This is a genomic window from Parachlamydiales bacterium (assembly GCA_041671045.1).
In the GTDB taxonomy this organism is placed as follows: domain Bacteria; phylum Chlamydiota; class Chlamydiia; order Chlamydiales; family JABDDJ01; genus JABDDJ01.
The window spans coordinates 60573-75425 of sequence record JBAZCF010000007.1 but is presented as its reverse complement, the minus strand read 5'-3'; the positions used below and the strand labels follow the sequence as shown (position 1 = coordinate 75425).

The 14853-nt window shown below is 44.7% G+C and carries 12 protein-coding genes; 3 read left to right on the top strand and 9 right to left on the bottom strand.

Annotation, left to right across the window (positions count from 1 at the left end):
- Nucleotides 1-125 precede the first annotated feature (125 nt).
- From WC222_08590 to WC222_08575, 4 genes are read right to left on the bottom strand one after another with little or no spacing between them, the layout of a single operon-like run.
- Nucleotides 126-1043 (bottom strand): hypothetical protein, encoded by a 918-nt coding sequence (locus tag WC222_08590; GenBank protein ID MFA6916441.1) that lies wholly within the window; start codon nucleotides 1041-1043, stop codon nucleotides 126-128.
- 29 nt (nucleotides 1044-1072) lie between these two features.
- Entirely contained in the window at nucleotides 1073-2029 is a 957-nt protein-coding gene (lipA, locus tag WC222_08585; protein MFA6916440.1) for a lipoyl synthase, read from the bottom strand.
- A gap of 4 nt (nucleotides 2030-2033) precedes the next feature.
- Nucleotides 2034-3437 carry a dihydrolipoyl dehydrogenase gene (lpdA, locus tag WC222_08580; protein MFA6916439.1) on the bottom strand — a complete coding sequence of 468 codons (1404 nt, stop codon included), beginning with the start codon at nucleotides 3435-3437 and terminating at the stop codon, nucleotides 2034-2036.
- 36 nt (nucleotides 3438-3473) lie between these two features.
- A complete protein-coding gene (locus WC222_08575; GenBank protein ID MFA6916438.1) occupies nucleotides 3474-4082 on the bottom strand; it encodes a hypothetical protein in 609 nt (202 codons plus the stop codon).
- Between the two features lie 14 nt (nucleotides 4083-4096).
- On the opposite strand from WC222_08575, the gene WC222_08570 reads away from it, so the two are divergent.
- The gene (locus WC222_08570) at nucleotides 4097-4516 is read left to right on the top strand and encodes a hypothetical protein (GenBank protein MFA6916437.1); all 420 of its coding nucleotides are present in this window, start codon (nucleotides 4097-4099) and stop codon (nucleotides 4514-4516) included.
- 130 nt (nucleotides 4517-4646) lie between these two features.
- Here WC222_08570 and secA read toward each other — a convergent pair whose 3' ends face one another.
- From secA to WC222_08550, 4 genes are all read right to left on the bottom strand, one after another.
- Entirely contained in the window at nucleotides 4647-7694 is a 3048-nt protein-coding gene (gene secA, locus WC222_08565; protein ID MFA6916436.1) for a preprotein translocase subunit SecA, read from the bottom strand.
- Nucleotides 7695-7760: 66 nt separating this feature from the next.
- Entirely contained in the window at nucleotides 7761-9173 is a 1413-nt protein-coding gene (locus WC222_08560; protein MFA6916435.1) for an inorganic phosphate transporter, read from the bottom strand.
- A 23-nt stretch (nucleotides 9174-9196) separates the two neighbouring features.
- Nucleotides 9197-9871, bottom strand: coding sequence for a TIGR00153 family protein (locus WC222_08555; protein ID MFA6916434.1), 675 nt, complete (start codon nucleotides 9869-9871; stop codon nucleotides 9197-9199).
- 69 nt (nucleotides 9872-9940) lie between these two features.
- Nucleotides 9941-10630 carry a hypothetical protein gene (locus WC222_08550; GenBank protein ID MFA6916433.1) on the bottom strand — a complete coding sequence of 230 codons (690 nt, stop codon included), beginning with the start codon at nucleotides 10628-10630 and terminating at the stop codon, nucleotides 9941-9943.
- A 740-nt stretch (nucleotides 10631-11370) separates the two neighbouring features.
- Here WC222_08550 and WC222_08545 point away from each other — a divergent pair.
- Together WC222_08545 and WC222_08540 are read left to right on the top strand one after the other, a co-directional pair.
- The gene (locus tag WC222_08545) at nucleotides 11371-12360 is read left to right on the top strand and encodes an ABC transporter ATP-binding protein (GenBank protein MFA6916432.1); all 990 of its coding nucleotides are present in this window, start codon (nucleotides 11371-11373) and stop codon (nucleotides 12358-12360) included.
- Nucleotides 12357-13340, top strand: a complete 984-nt coding sequence (locus WC222_08540; protein ID MFA6916431.1) for an oligopeptide/dipeptide ABC transporter ATP-binding protein — start codon at nucleotides 12357-12359, stop codon at nucleotides 13338-13340. The genes WC222_08545 and WC222_08540 overlap by 4 nt, the downstream gene beginning before the upstream one ends.
- Here the strand turns inward: WC222_08540 and WC222_08535 are convergent.
- Nucleotides 13301-14668, bottom strand: a complete 1368-nt coding sequence (locus tag WC222_08535; protein MFA6916430.1) for a hypothetical protein — start codon at nucleotides 14666-14668, stop codon at nucleotides 13301-13303. The genes WC222_08540 and WC222_08535 overlap by 40 nt on opposite strands.
- Between the last annotated feature and the right edge of the window lie 185 nt (nucleotides 14669-14853).

Here is a 14853-nt window from a genome sequence, read left to right as displayed (position 1 = left end):
TTTAATTATTTACAATAACCACAGTATTACTTAGTCTTTTTTGCAAAAATTCCCAGCCAGCATAATCCGTGGGAATTTTTGCATTGTTTTCTCAACCAAAGCGAGTTTCGGAAGAAGTCTAATAATTACTTCCAGCAATTTATAATGGATTTAATATCACCTCTAAGTTCTTTCGGAATATTTTCAGAATTTCCAAAAGAGATGAAGGCCTCTCTCTCAGCGGGAGAGCGCAGCCCCTCGCAGCAGAGAATTAAGTATTCGGCGAATAACAGGTACTGGCGAAGATCGAGTCCACGTAAAATCTCCCAGCATGCCTGTGCAACTTCTTCATCTTCCTCAAAAGCTACAAGAGCGATCGCGGCTCTTTCGTTATCTTCATTGTAGGGTTTGCTGCGCAGTACTCTAAGTAAGAAATCTTTAGCAGGTTCGCCTATGTGCCATAGTGCACTGATGGCTACGTCTTCATTAAAGAAATCATGTTTGCCAATAGATTCGAAGAGGGCAATGATGGCCCTTTTGTCGCCGATCTTCTGGAGACAGGCCAAGGCATGCTCGGGCGCTAGTCCGTAGCCGGGGAATAGAGGGTCATAAAAATCTTCGCTATTGATCAACTCAATTAAAGAAGGAACGATAGCATGTTTTTCAGCAACAATAGCCTCTACTTCTACTTTTGCATGGGGATCTTCAGCTAGGATAAGATCTGCGATAAGTTGTGGGTACTTATTCTTTGGAGATTTAATTTCGTATACTTCCTTCAGATTCTTATAGGCTTCTCGTGCTGCCGCAACGCGTTCTGCATCAGGACCGGTGAGTAGGCTGATGGCTAGGTTTTGTAGCGTTTTTGCTTCTTGTGCCGCTAGCTCTTCAATGCGTTCAAGATCAAATTCCTCCATTACGCCCACGCCATTATTGCGATAATATTCAATCATGGTTGAAAATTGACCAGCAAAATGGCTATCGCGATGCATGACAATGGCGGCATCTATTTCATAATTTAATGGAAAATTCCCGGGCTCTTCTTCAGAGTAAAATTCTTGGGTCATATTTTTCTAAGTTGTTTATTATTAATATATTAAAGGAATAGCCCTGCGTTATAGCTAGAGCGCACAAAGGGACCGCAATACATGTTTTGGACTCCGATCGATTTGCCAAAGGATGCATAGCGCTCAAATTGTTCAGGCGTGACAAACGCTTTCACTAAAAGTTTGCGTCTATTCGGCTGCAAATATTGTCCGATGGTGATTGTATTGCAGCCAGCTTCTTTCAAGTCTCTGATTGTATCAAAGACTTCTTCTTCAGTTTCGCCCAACCCTACCATAATGCCTGATTTGACAAGCATTTTGGGGAGGATTCTGTGGCTGCCGGCAAATGCTAGAAGCTGCAAAGTCCGGTCGTAAGTCGCCCTATGCCTTACGCGTGGAGTGAGTGAGCGGACTGTTTCAATATTGTGGTTAAAGACTTCAGGCTTTGAATTAAGAACGGTAAGCCACGCCTCTTCTGAACCGCCCAAATCGGAGACTAAAAGCTCGACTGTCGACTGGGGGCAGTAAGCCCGCACTTGAGCAACAATATCTACTAAGTGCTGCGCTCCGCCATCGGGCAGGTCGTCGCGTGCTACCATTGTTATGACAGCATGTTTGAGGCCTAATTCCCGGACAGAATCGGCTACACGTTGCGGTTCCTCAGGGTCTAATGGCGGCGGTGTTTTTGAGGTGGCGATATCACAAAAGCCGCACGCACGAGTGCATTCGCGTCCCATTACCAAAAAAGTTGCGGTATTGTGCGACCAACATTCCCAACGGTTAGGGCATTTGGCCTCTTCGCAGACTGTATGCAGCCGATGTTTGTTGATGACCCCATCGGTTTTTGCCAAATCGGTACTGCTGGGGAGCTTGCGGTGCAGCCAGGGGGGGAAGCGGCCCGGATTGACAGCCCCATCAGGATTTTCTGCATAAGGATGGGAGGGCAGGACATTTAGCCGGCTTTTTCTTACCACAGGACTGACGTCACAAGACTCTGTACCAGACATACATTTACTTCTTTTTAGGAGGTAGGTGAAGGGGCGTATTGTTTGCGATGAGGGCAGCTTCCAGCCATGCTTCTGCAATGGTAGGATGGGCATGGATAGTTTCAGTAATGCTTTCCAAAGTGAGTTCGTTCGCTACGGCGACAGCCATTTCTGCAATCAGGGCAGAGGCTTCATGCCCTACCACCTGTGCGCCAAGGATTTGGTGGGTCTTTTTATCAAAAACGACTTGAGCAAAGCCTTCTGTTTGGATTGTCGCTTGCGACTTTCCTAAAGCAGTGAAAGGGAAAGAGCCGAGGGCTGCTTGATATCCTTGTTCAAGCGCTTTTTCTAAGGAGAGACCCACAGTGCCTATCTCGGGTGTGGTGAAAATTACGGATGGTACCGCGTTGTAATGCATCACTGCTTCAGCGTCGCCTGTAGCGTGGCGTGCTGCTACAATACCTTGGTGCGAGGCTACGTGGGCAAGCCATAGGGTTGAAGAAATATCGCCAACGGCGTAGATGTTCTCCACAGATGTCTGCATGTGTTCATTGACCTCTACTATGCCGTTGTCTTTGATTAGAACACCCACATTTTCCAGACCGATATTGCGCACATTCAAAGAGCGTCCCACGGCAACCAATGCTATATCGGCTGCGATAGGCTCCTTATCTTGAATGCGGACGCTAACGCCCTCGGCTATATCATCTATACCTAATACCTTTGCGCCGGTATGGATTTTTATCCCTTTACGTTCATAGGCTTTAGTCAAGGTGGCGGACACAGCAGCTCCTTCCATAGGCAGGATCGAAGAAAGCATTTCGACAATCACAACTTCTACATTGAAAGCATTGAAGAGGGAGGCAAATTCGCAACCAATAACCCCGCCGCCGATGATGACAATTTTTTTTGGAAGTTTTCTAAGTTCCAATAGTGCAGTGGAATCGAGGATTTTCTTATTATCGCAAGGAAACGCAGGAATGTTCTTAGGTTCTGAACCTGTCGCAACAATGATCTTCTCCGCTTCGATCACAGCATTGTCCTTTCCATTGACACGAATCTCATGTTTGCTTGAAAGCTTGCCGTAACCACGGAACAAAGTAATATTATTCGATTTGATCAAACCTTCCAGACCTTTGCGGACATTCCCTACGACCTTGTCTTTACGGTCTATCATTTTGGAATAATCGTAGGTGACAGGGCCCACTTTGATACCAAAGTCTTCCGCTTGTTCGATGCGGTGCAGAAGTTCAGCCGTAGCAATAAGGGCTTTGGAAGGAATGCACCCACGATTGAGGCAAGTGCCGCCGAGTTCATTCGGTTCTATTAACGCTACAGATTTGCCGGCTTGGGCTGCACGAATAGCTGCAGGGTATCCACCGGTGCCGCTGCCTAACACAACGATATCAAATTTAAGTTTTTTATCCATGAAATCCTCATCTTTTAACGCTATGATAAACGTTGCTTAATTGTCGGCAAAACGAATTTGTTTAGCGGGGTTGAATGCAATTCCAAAATTTCCACGGCACCTCCATCCGCAGTAGAAAGCAATGCCCCGGGTGGGGGACCAAGGTGCACGTAAAGAGATAAAAGGTTTGCCTCCATGAAGAGCAAGATAGATCCCGCCATAATCAAAAGGGTATTCCGTCGCTTTCTTGTTTTCTTTTGAGCACAGAGTTAGTCCGCGGTCGCTGCATTTGAATAAAGTGAAGGCCGGATTATGTTTGTCGGCACTGCCAATCACATAAAAAGTGAAGTTATGCAGCGGGTTGCGCAGCCACCAAGCTATGAATTTTTGGGTTGTGTTGGGTTCACAGACCCGAAAATGAGCATGCGGGCCTTCGCCATAAATGCCGTCATCATCGTTTCCAAATAGAGCCCATAAGATCCAACCATCGATATCTCCGTTTCTAATACAGCATTTATGACGCGGAATAATCTGATAAAGAGGGCTAGGATTTTGGCAATTTCGGGAAGCTGTACAGCAAGAAGAACATAAAACTAAAAAAAAGAGACAAATTTTGTGTCGAAATATTGTCAATAAAATTAATTTTCTGGCAAAGTTAGGTTTCATATGATAAGGCCGCCATGAGTCCAGTACCGAAACATAAACTGTGTTGGCAGTGCGAGGGCAACATTGATTTTACACAAGATCATTGCCCGTATTGTGGCGTTTACCTTAATGTCGAGAGCAATTTTGCAGCTGCTTCCGAAGAACATACGTTTACACCTCCTTACAGATTGCCTAACATACAGGAAAATGAAAGCGGTGACAATGCTAATGTAGAAGCAATTCAACCTGGAATTATCGACTATCTCAAACCTTTGTTATTGCTTTTGTTAGGATCTACGTTATCCATCTTTGCTTTGATGCTATATCTTTTCAGTTCAAATGGCGTGCTGACACTGCAGTGGAATGCTGACGTGTGGTATCTATATCTCGTTATTTCTGTACCACTTTTGTGGGCAGGGTGGAGAGCCTTGAATCACGCCGATTTAGACCCATAATCTTCTGGGTAGATCCCCGTTTGGATCAGATCAATTTATTTAGTCGTAAAGAATAAGGAAGTTCACGGATGTCAATGGCATCCGCGGCAATAATCCATTATTGCCGGCGAATGCCATTGTATCCGAAGAATTATTCAGCCTCGTCTTGGCCGCAGCACTTTTTGTACTTTTTGCCGCTGCCGCAAGGACAAAGGTCATTGCGTCCAGTTTTTGGGCCGGCGACAACAGGCTGCTCAGTTGAGGATTGCGCGGACTCGGAAACCTGCTGTTCCGAGGGCTGTGCATCCATCTCGTCTGCAAGAGAACGCTGGGTTTCCAACTGAAGTCTGCGGAGCAGCATATCGATAGGAGGGGCTTCCTGTAATACGATTTGGAAACGGAAGAAGCCGTTAGCGATATCTGCGTAGAGATTCTTGCTGTATTCCTCAAACATTCTAAAAGCTTCATGTTTGAATTCAAGCAGAGGATCCCTATTACCTAAAGAGCGTAAGTTAACTTCCGCGCGGAGATGGTCCATAGCGAGAAGGTGCTCTTGCCATAGTTCATCATTTTTACGGATCATCAAGTTACGGATAGCTGCTTCAGCCGGTGGAGGCGCGCCCGGTGCGAGAAGGTGCGTGGGTACTTTGCCGTTTTCCCTCTGAATTTTTTCATGGAAAGCTTTGATAATGACTTCAGCAGCCATTCCTTCCAATTCTTCAGCATCTGCACGGTCGATATCAAAATAGTTTTCCTCAAAAGTAATAGGGAAGTGCTGCATCAGGAAAAGTCTGAAACCTTCAGGATCCCAACCGCCTTCTTCGGCACGGCTACGGAAATGATTCATGGCTGCGTGATTGCAAGCAGTCTGAATGACTTCTTCAGCTAAGCTAATAATATCGTTTGTATGAAGGATATCATTACGGAAAGCATAGATCTCTTGACGTTGTTTGTTCATAACATCGTCATAGTCGATTGTATGTTTGCGGACAGTGAAGTTGCGCTGTTCGACTCTTTTTTGAGCTGTCTCTATGGATTTATTTAAAATCGAAGCTGAAATAGGCTCGCCTTCGGGCGGGCGGAATCTTTGCAGGATAGAGGTGATGCGCGGCGAAGCGAAAAGGCGCAGTAGCTGGTCTTCAAAAGAAATGAAGAACTTGGATGAGCCTGGGTCGCCTTGACGTGCAGAACGGCCTCTAAGCTGCCTGTCGATACGTCGTGACTGGTGCCGGGTTGTACCGACGACATGTAGTCCGCCTAAGGTGTTGATTCCATCGCCTAGCTTGATGTCCGTTCCGCGGCCCGCCATATTGGTGCTGATTGTGATAGCGCCTTGTTGACCAGCGTTAGCAATGATTTCCGCTTCTTTTTCATGATATTTAGCGTTTAGGATCGTGTGCGGTAGATTGTTTTGCTTGAAGATCCTTGAAAGTTTTTCAGAGACTTCAACCGACTCGGTACCGATAAGGATTGGGCGGCCTTGAGTATGGACATCGCGTATTTCCTTAAGGATAGCGTTATACTTTTCCCTTTCGGTCATATAGATCTCATCGTTAGCATCATTGCGGATGCAAGTCTTATGAGTTGGGATGACAAGGACGTCCAGTTTGTAAATAGACTTCAATTCGCCGGCTTCCGTACCTGCTGTTCCGGTCATACCTGCAAGCTTCTCGTACATACGGAAGAAGTTTTGCAAGGTGATAGTAGCGTAGGTCTGTGTCTCTTCCTGGATCTCCACACCTTCTTTAGCTTCGATCGCTTGGTGAAGGCCATCGGAAAAACGTCTGCCGGGTTGAGGACGGCCGGTGTTCTCGTCGATGATGATAATTTTACCTTCCATGACAATATAATCGACGTCTTTTTCCATCAGGATGTGGGCGCGCAGAAGTTGGCGCAAATTATGAGAGCGCTCTTTACGCAAAGCGTCGTCTGCTTGGACGGCCAGTTTGCGTTGGACTTTCGCTTCAGGATCCAAAGAGGTGTCTTCGTCGATTTTATGATATTCTTCGCTGATATCCATCATAACGAAGTCATTAGCATAATCTTCGCCGGAAATATCCTGCCAAGCCTGTGATCCTTTATCAGTGAGTTCGAAGTCGCTTGTCTTCTCATCTACTGTTAAATACAGCTCAGCTAAAGTTTGGGCTTTCTCTTGTTTATTCGTGTCGGAATAATAATAGAGATCCCAGTTATCAATGGCGGCGCGGAGGTCAGGGTTCTCTTTCGCTTTTTTAACGATTTTATTGCGAGGATTGCCTTTGCCGACAAGCCATAGCTTACGCAGAGCTTCATCTTCTTCGGCTAGCTGTTCCTTAGAAATCCCTTGAGTTTCCCTCGTTTCATCGCCAAGGAGCTTGCCTTTTTCCAGGACTTTACGAGCGTCATTACCCCAACGGTTGCATAGGTCGCGCTGCATTTTAACCAATTCAGCCACACGGTCTTTCAATTGATCGTACATCTGACGGCTTTCGGGGACAGGTCCGGAAATAATCAGGGGAGTTCTGGCTTCGTCGATAAGGATAGAGTCAGCTTCGTCGATGATGGCAAAGAAAAAGCCGCGCTGGACCTGGTCTTCCTTGCGCATTGCCATCGAGTTGTCGCGTAAGTAATCAAAACCGAATTCAGCGGCCGTTCCATAGAGCACGTCACATGCGTATAAAGCGTGCTTTTGGTCGAGCTGCACGTCATTAGTCAGAGCGCCTGTCGTGAGCCCTAGCCATCGTAAAACAAAACCTACCCATTCGCAGTCGCGTTTGGCTAGATAATCGTTCACGGTAACAAGGTGCACAGGCCTGCCTGTCAGAGCGTTCAGGTACAAAGGCATCAAGGCGGTCAGGGTCTTACCTTCGCCTGTCTGCATTTCTGCGACAGAACCTTTATGTAAGGCGATTGCGCCGATCAGCTGCACGTCAAAAGGAACCATGTCCCATTTCTGGTTATACCCGGAGACGTGTACTTCAGTCCCGCATAAACGGCGGCAAGCATTCTTAACGACAGCAAAAGCTTCAGGGAGTATTTGGTCTAATGTCTCGCCTTTCTTCAGACGGACTTTAAACTCTTCCGTTTTGGCTATTACCTGTTCGTCGCTTAGCTGCTTTAGCTTTTCGTCTTCCGCGTTGATTTGCTCTACCAGCTTACGGTAGCTACGCACTGCTCTGTCTTGAGCACTGCCAAAAATCCATTTTAAAAAATCAAACATGGTTTCACTTTGATTAACTTAGAGGTATTGTAGATAGTTTAGTGGAGAAATCCTTATATTTCAAATTTATCCACCAAATATGGCTTTAAATATTGAAAAAAACAGCATAGAAGCCAGCGCACCGGCAGGGACTGTCACGATCCAGGAAATAATAATATCGCGTGTGGTGCTCAAATCTAGCGCTTCAAGTCCGCGGGCTAGGCCTACACCTAAAACAGCTCCTACTAACGTATGTGTGGTAGAGACGGGAAGGCCAAGGCGGGAGGCGATAAGGATAGTGACGGCGGCGCCGAATTCTGCTGAGAAACCTCTGGAAGGGGTTAACTCCGTAATTTTTTTACCGATAGTTTCAATCACGCGCCAGCCCCAGGTCGCTAAGCCGATAACAATGCCTAAACCGCCCAAAGCTAGCAGCCAGCCGGGGATAGGGGCATTTCCGATGACGGCATGTGCATTGATGGCTCCAATACCGGCAGCTAAAGGGCCGATTGCATTCGATACATCATTGGCGCCATGGGCAAAAGCCATCAAGCAGGCGCTCAGTGTCTGCAAATAGCCGAAAACTTTTTCCACTGCCTTAAACTGCGAGCAGTCAGGAGTGGCGGTCATTTTTAAGGATGACGAAAGGTGGTCGATCTCCTCTAGAAGCAGGGCGGTACGGTAGTTGACCTGCTGGTCTGTCGTTTCCCTTAGCCTATCCAAATGTTTGCGTGCTTTTTCCAATTCGGTGACAATCTCCGGCGCGTAGGGTGAACTAGCCGTCGGAATCGTGGAAGGGACGCTGATATTCCGTACAAATAGCCATGCAAAGATAGAGGAAGCTAAGGAGATCGCTAGGGTGATGGCACCCGAAAGGCCCAGAGAGAGTGACGTATTAATGCCTTTGAAAAGAAGTATCGAACACAATACACCTACAACGACAAAAACAAGGAAAGGGGTGATCTTTTTGGCCGCTTCCAAGGGGTTACGGCTGAAGAATATCCTGCGGCGCAGGAAATTGAAGATGATATAGCTGAAGAAGCCGCCGATGAGGGGAGAGATAATCCAGCTGGTGACGATGTAGCCCAAGTTATCCCAATAAATAGCGTCTATGCCGCCGGCAACAATACCGAATCCCACCATTGCACCTACTATAGAGTGCGTGGTGGAGACAGGCCAGCCAAAATAAGAGGCTAGCTGCAGCCAAGCGCCAGAAGCGAGCAGTGCGGCCAGCATACCATAAACAACTAAATGGTAATTGTCCTGAAAAATAGAGACATTGACAATTCCGGACTGCATAGTCGCACTGACATTGGAACCGAAGAAGTAGGCGCCGGAAAATTCCAATACAGCTGCAATCAACACTGCTTTGCGCAAAGTAAGGGCTCCTGAACCCACAGAAGTACCCATAGCGTTGGCAACATCGTTTGCTCCTATGCTCCAAGCCATATAAAAACCTGAAGTGAGGAGCAAAATAAGTAATATCAAATCAACAGACATGCAATTCCTTTTGAAATCTCGTATTATTTAAGCTCTAAGGTCATCCTGACCCGATTGGCTAGAGCTTCTGAGATGTTGGCAATTTCTCCGACCTTCTCAAAAATGTTTTGCCAGAGGAAAAACGTGCTCACAGAGAGCTCATTTTCTGAGTTGAAAAGTAAGCTAAGCAGTTTCCTTTGAATCATATCAGCCTCATGTTCCGTAAAGGCTACCCTTTCGACCATCGTTATAACTTTTTCTGCCTCTACACCCCCAAAAGAGGATTCTAATAAGTCGTGCAGTTCCTTGATAATGTTTAATGCTTCATCAAAGCACTCAAGGTTTTTCTTAAGAAAAGCATCGAATACCTCTTTCCAACCAGGAAAAAAAGTCAGCTCTTTCAGCGAGCAAAGTACGGAGATATCTTCCGCGTTGTCAGCAAGAGTATCCTGCATTGAGAGGATTTCAAGCAATTGTCCTCTGTTGATCGGCATAAATAAGCTTTTAGGAAGGTGGTTGCGGATGTCATTTTTTGTCCTATCCGCTTCATGTTCATAGGACTGGATTTCTTGGCAGACGGCGCGCACTTGCGGAAGGTCTTGATTGTATACAGCTTCAAACAGAGTTGCAAGCTTATGTACGCAATGGGCGACTTCTTCCATATGCTTACGCAAAGGAGTGAAAGGTGATCTAGCGAAAAGATTGGCTATAGAACGCATATGGGTGCTCCGGAGGATGGAAGCACGGAGTATACATAAAAATTATTTCGAAGAAAAGAGAGACCCTTCTTAAATAATAGATTTCGTATCCGGATCAAAAGTAGGTTTTTCAGTATTTACCAGAGTGTGACCTTCAAATTCTGATAACTGGAAAATGTAATCCGTATAGATATCGGCTTTCTCAAGATATTCCTCTACTGTGGGAATGGAATTATAGGCACGGGTAGTAATGGATTCCCAAATTAACTCAATGCCCGACTTACTATCCGCGTGGCGGACTATTTCATTAAACATAGCCCAATCTTCTTGCATCTTTGTTATTTCACAAAACTGAGTATAGCGTTTAACTAGTACTTCCCTTTTTAGGAGATGAGCGGTATCTAAATAGCGGTTGATAAAGCCTTGTAAGTGAAATCCCTCTTTTAAGGATATTTGCCTTAATAGATCAAACTCAAGATGCGCAGGCGCTTTGAATCCTAGATCATCCAATTCTTTATGAATAATATTTAACGTATAATTAATAATACGTTCTTTCGTAGCATATTGAACTTTAGGCAGGTCTTCCGATTTTGCACCTTTAAATTTTAATACCGGAATGATGGAATAATCTTTATTTTTTAAACTGATAAGCTTGCAGATTGCTATTTTTATTTTGTCTAGTAAACCGTCCTTATAGACGTTTAGTTTTTCTCTTACTTTATCGGGTAGATGTCGATCGATAAAGAAATTAAGATAATCTAACGAAGTACCATAACCCATATAAAATTCCTTGGTTAAATTATATTTTAATATTTAAACTTTAATAGTTAATTAAGATTAGTTTTAGAGATAGTTAATTTTAAATTACAATTTTAATTTTAGTAAGCCCAAAGAACGCAGAGAAGCTCCGCCCAGCAAGAAGCTGTCTATAGTATTGTTTGTGAAGTATTTTTTGAACGCAGAGACGCAAAGATCGCAGAGAAGCTTCGCCCCGCATTAGGCTATCAGTGACATGGTTGTTTTCATTCCGATCTCACATCGCCGCGGTCCCCCGCGGGCCCGCGTCGCCGACGTTGACATGCTCGCTTACGCGATCACGTCAAGGATAACAAGACACTCCATAGAAAAAACAAAATCGTGGTTTTCACAGCAGAAACAGGTTTGTTAACTTAATGGATAATAGCATAACCGGAACGAGTTGTTTCCAATTAGGTTTATCCTGCAAAAATCCTGAATAAATTCTGTGTAGTGTAAATGTTTGACGTGATCGCGTAAGCGAGCATGTCAACGTCGGCGCCGCGGTCCCGCGGGGGGCCGCGGCGATGTGAGATCGGTATGAAAACAACCATGTCAGTGATAGCCTAATGTGGGGCGGAGCTTCTCTGCGATCTTTGCGTCTTTTAGCTAAAAAAAATTCTACACACACTATCTATCCACAACATCATGAACAAAGATGGACTTTTATAATCTTTTATGGACAATTAGGGTGTTTTCTATCCCCGAAAAGACAACACAAATACATGAAAGAACTCCTGCTTGAGGTCAAGTCATTAACGACCGAACTCTACATAAACGATACGCCCCAAAAAGTTGTCGATGAGCTGACGTTTAACCTTTATAAAGGGAAAACTCTCGGGCTTGTAGGCGAATCGGGCTGCGGAAAATCTATGGCAGCCCTTTCACTCATGCGTTTACTTCCCGATCCACCTGCCCTTCCTTCGCGGGGCGAAGTGATGTACCGCGGAAAAAACCTGCTGACAATTTCCGAAGATGAGCTGCGCAGGATCCGTGGAGCCAAAATGGCCATGATATTCCAAGATCCCACCACAGCACTCAATCCTGTTTACACCATAGGCGAGCAGCTTATGGAAGTAGCGTTATACCATTTGGATGTTTCACAAGATGAAGCATATGAGAAAGCCTTAAAAGCCCTTCTAGAAGTAGGCATACCCTCGCCCGAAAGACGTTTAAACGATTTTCCACATCAGCTTTCGGGAGGAATGCAGCAGCGCGTTATGATCGCTATGGCTTTGATCTGCGAGCCGGATATTCTTATTGCGGATGAGCCTACAACAGCTTTAGATGTAACGATCCAAGCACAGGTATTGGAGTTAATCAAGCAGCTCCAGCAGAAAAATGGCATGGCTGTTCTGATGATTACACATGACATGGGTGTAATAGCCGAAGTAGCTGACGATGTCATAGTGATGTATGCAGGCAAAGGGATTGAAAGGGGGACAGTGTTGGATATCTTCGACCACGCATCCCACCCCTATACACAAGCCTTATTTCGTGCAAGGCCTGTACTATCCCATGCAAAAGAAAGCCTGGTTGCTATACCAGGGACAGTGCCTCCGTTAGGAAATTATCCTGGAGGATGCCATTTTCATCCACGCTGTCCCTATGCTATGCCGATGTGCAAAAAAGGCGAGGTACCTTTCTTTAAAGCAGAAGGCACAGAAGAGCATACAGCAAATTGTTGGCTGTTAAGAAAGGATACCCCTTTATGAATCACCCTTTATTTTCAGTAAAAAAACTAAGGAAATATTTTCCTGTCACTGCCGGATTATTGCGTAAGCAAGTGGGCTTGATTAAAGCTGTGGATGGTATCGACATCACTATCCAGAAGGGAGAGATCGTCGGAATGGTAGGTGAGTCTGGTTGCGGTAAAAGCACAGCTGCGCGCTCTTCCATCCGCCTTATCGAGCCTACTTCAGGCGAAATACATTTTGATGGGCGTAATGTCATGGAGTTTAATAGCAAAGAGCTGAAAAATTGGCGGCGTTCTGTTCAGATGGTTTTTCAAAACCCTTTCTCTTCTCTCAATCCACGTAAGACAATTGCTGAAAGCATAGGTGAGGGGTTGGAGTACCATAATTTAGTTGCAAGCCGCCAAGAGCGTAATGATTATGTTGTCAATGTATTGGAAAAAGTAGGCCTTACCTCCGCAGCACTTAACCGCTATCCTCATGCCTTTTCCGGAGGGCAGCAGCAGCGTATTTGCATTGGAAGGGCAATTGCACTGAATCCATCTTTAGTGGTTTGTGACGAAGCTGTTTCCTCTCTGGATGTCTCGGTGCAGGCTCAAATATTGAATTTGCTCTCAAAACTTAAAGAAGAAATGGGATTAAGCTATCTATTTATAGCCCATGACCTGGCGACAGTGCGCCATTTTTGTGATAAAGTGATTGTGCTATATTTGGGACAAGTGATGGAGGAAGGATCTGCAGATGCTTTATTCAACCGTCCACAGCATCCTTATACCCAAGCCTTATTGTCGGCTGTGCCCCCTGATCACCCTCAGGAGAAGAGGAAAAGGATCAAACTCAAGGGAGAAGTGCCTTCTGCACTGAACCCGCCTTCAGGCTGCCCGTTTAGAACGCGTTGTCCTTATGCCCAACCTCAATGCGCATTAGATATACCAATCCAAACAGCGGGTGAAGGACATACCTATAAATGTATATTGGAACCGAATAGGGATATTTCGTAGTTTAAGTTTGCATGCATGCTTGCAGCAACCTTTACTACATCTATTGCGATCTCATTTTCAAAATCTGCAAAAAAACTGTCTTGCTGGAAAATAGCCATGGCTATCAACGCTTGATCAAATCCGGTAGGGGATTTTTCTTTAAGAATTCTCTCCAAGCTGCCGCTAAGTAGAGGATAGATCAGACTTAAATAATTTGCTGTGAATGCATTAAATAGATGTAATTTTTCTCGGTATCGGTCGTCCACTTCCATCAGCCTTTGCGAGATCCAGTAATGAACTTCGGAAATAGAATCGTAGTCAGTGTAAGTATTGAAGAAATTATCAATAACAGCTTTCTCTTCCTCATTAAGACTTCTATTGTTTCCCGCTTCTACAATAGCACTAGAATGTTCTTTTAAGGTCAGGATCAGCTTATCTTTGTTTAGATTGAAAGCTTCTTTTCGCTTTTGAATCCACTCTTTAGCTTTTTGATAATATTTTCCTTCAGGCAATAGGGCCGCAGCTAAAATCTGTTGCTTAACTTTCAATTCTTCTTGATTTACAAAAGCTTTCGATAACGTAATACCGCCTGTATATTGCGATGGCGCGGGAAATCCCGTCTGATAGACTGAAAGTGTACATTTCACGTCGATAAGTTTTCCAAAGGCACCCCCATTTTTGCACTGAAATACCCCTGTCAAGACTCTAACCTCTCCCGGAAATGTGCAAACAGTCTGACGTGCATGGACAAAATCCTGAGAAACTTGCACATCATCCCATAATTTCTGAATAGGTGCATTTCTCACTGCTGAAATGGCAGGTTTCAGTCCTATGCTTTCCTTAAGTAAGGAAATAGCTTTCATACGGAATAAGTCTTCTTCGTGTACGCTAAACTTATGGAGCTCTAAGTTCTCAACGAAAATTGATTGGACAGCCCCATTCATTTTACGTTGATCTGGGCTGAAGTTCGTGGAACTCGTTAAGGGGGAACGGGGTAACTCGATCTTACGATTTAACATAAGTGAAGCATCATTGATGTGCTGGGGCACACTCAGCAAATCAACAAGTTTATTATACTCCTTAATGCCCTCAATAATTCGTGCAGCCAATTTTCGTTGATCTGCATCTCCTCCCTGGAAATCCTTTATCAAGGGCAATATTGTAGAAACGGAGTCTAATACTTGGTGTATAGAACGCTGTAATAAGTCCCTGGAGGGTTTTTCTTCGAAAAAACAGCCGCGGGCATACTCAAAAATTCTTTTTACAAGGGAAACGGGAGAACTTTTCTCTAAGATCTTCTTAGTCAAGCTCTCTAAATTTTGAATTACCTCTTGAAGCTTCTCACTCATAATACCCATAAAATAAAACTAAGCTTAATAAAACTGACATTATCATTTCCAATTGTTAATTTCCCACAAAGGCATTGAAATAAATACCTGTAGAATAGGGAAATCATTTTTTAGATAGTGTTTGGCTTAATTTATCTAACACTTTCTCGCATACGTTTTAGAAGATACGAGATAGAAGCGAGTAA

Bases quoted from the DNA above. Each gene is read 5' to 3' on its own strand.
- WC222_08560 (MFA6916435.1), bottom strand. From the start codon at position 9,173: ATGTCTGTTGATTTGATATTACTTATTTTGCTCCTCACTTCAGGTTTT.
- WC222_08590 (MFA6916441.1), bottom strand. From the start codon at position 1,043: ATGACCCAAGAATTTTACTCTGAAGAAGAGCCCGGGAATTTTCCATTA.
- lipA (MFA6916440.1), bottom strand. From the start codon at position 2,029: ATGTCTGGTACAGAGTCTTGTGACGTCAGTCCTGTGGTAAGAAAAAGC.
- WC222_08545 (MFA6916432.1), top strand. From the start codon at position 11,371: ATGAAAGAACTCCTGCTTGAGGTCAAGTCATTAACGACCGAACTCTAC.
- WC222_08535 (MFA6916430.1), bottom strand. From the start codon at position 14,668: ATGAGTGAGAAGCTTCAAGAGGTAATTCAAAATTTAGAGAGCTTGACT.
- WC222_08540 (MFA6916431.1), top strand. From the start codon at position 12,357: ATGAATCACCCTTTATTTTCAGTAAAAAAACTAAGGAAATATTTTCCT.
- WC222_08550 (MFA6916433.1), bottom strand. From the start codon at position 10,630: ATGGGTTATGGTACTTCGTTAGATTATCTTAATTTCTTTATCGATCGA.
- WC222_08555 (MFA6916434.1), bottom strand. From the start codon at position 9,871: ATGCGTTCTATAGCCAATCTTTTCGCTAGATCACCTTTCACTCCTTTG.
- WC222_08570 (MFA6916437.1), top strand. From the start codon at position 4,097: ATGAGTCCAGTACCGAAACATAAACTGTGTTGGCAGTGCGAGGGCAAC.
- secA (MFA6916436.1), bottom strand. From the start codon at position 7,694: ATGTTTGATTTTTTAAAATGGATTTTTGGCAGTGCTCAAGACAGAGCA.
- WC222_08575 (MFA6916438.1), bottom strand. From the start codon at position 4,082: ATGAAACCTAACTTTGCCAGAAAATTAATTTTATTGACAATATTTCGA.
- lpdA (MFA6916439.1), bottom strand. From the start codon at position 3,437: ATGGATAAAAAACTTAAATTTGATATCGTTGTGTTAGGCAGCGGCACC.